Raw genomic sequence first — 1,188 nt, forward strand, 5'->3', positions numbered from 1 at the left:
ATCAATATCCACTTTGGCACTGTATCTATTCCCTTCTTGATGCTCTAGCACCACGTCTCGATCTTTTTTGACATCTGTTGCATGTGAAATCGAAAGCTCTAACGTATCAGGATAGGTAAGTGGTTTACCATTTAACAGTTTGCCTGTTTGTAAGCTCTGCTGTGGATAATCAAGATAAAAAGTAATATCTCCATTTGAGTTAAATTGCATTTTGCCACTCAAGTCTAAATCGTATGTCAGCTTATCGCGTGATACATCGTGATACAGCGTTTTGCCGTCCATATACCAATCGTCACGTACCACACTGTCACGAATCTGATAAGAGTAGTAGACAAACCAAAGACAAGCGATAACCACAAAAGCGGGCATACCAATAACAAAGATAACCACCATATAATTTTTATACCATGGTTGGCTATCTTGATGCTTAAAACTTGGCGAAGAATTTGGTGTAGACATAGAATACCTATTAGATGTATGAACCGATCAATATGCTATTACCTAGATTGAGTCTCTAATATACAGACACTCAATCATAGATTATACCTTATATTTCAAGTATTTACTGGCCTTGAGTCGTAAAAATGTTTTGTTTACTGACTTTATACTGACCGTCCTCACTTACCACGTTTAAAGTAACAGGCGTTTGACCAGACTCAATAATATCAGGGTCACCATAAATGCTCACAGGCATATCGAAGCTTTCGCCAGCTTCTAATGGCACGTCGTTAAAACGCAGCACTAAGCTAAGACCATCTTGCGGTGCGAGCGATATTTTGTAAGCGTGAGGCTCTTGGGTTTTGTTGGTTAGCTTCACAATATAGCTGTTTTCAATCATACCTTGGTTAGTTAGAGAAGACAGCTGGTTACGGTCACGGCGAATGTCAATTTCTAATGGCACGCGATCAGTTAATGCATAGATAAGACCCCCACATAACACAGTTAATAGTGTCAAGTAAGCAAACAAACGCGGGCGTAAGACACGGCTAGGCTCATTTTCAGCCAATTGTCTCTCAGTTGTATACCTTATAAGTCCGCGTGGATAGCCAACTTTGTCCATGATTTCATTACAGGCATCGACACACGCTGCACATTGAATACAAGCAACTTGTAGGCCGTCTCGAATATCGATACCAGTAGGGCATACCTGCACACACATTTGACATTCGATACAGTCGCCTAAATGGT

General features: G+C 40.6%; 2 protein-coding genes. Both read right to left on the minus strand.

The window, feature by feature from the left end; translation table 11 throughout:
• The coding region (locus ACS8FD_RS15635) for a FixH family protein (protein WP_439276524.1) at positions 1 to 459 on the minus strand (459 nt) is incomplete at its 3' end.
• A gap of 103 nt (positions 460 to 562) precedes the next feature.
• On the minus strand, positions 563 to 1,188 hold a 626-nt coding region (locus ACS8FD_RS15640; RefSeq protein WP_439276525.1), incomplete at its 5' end, for a 4Fe-4S dicluster domain-containing protein.

This window comes from Psychrobacter sp. 1U2 (assembly GCF_051847575.1).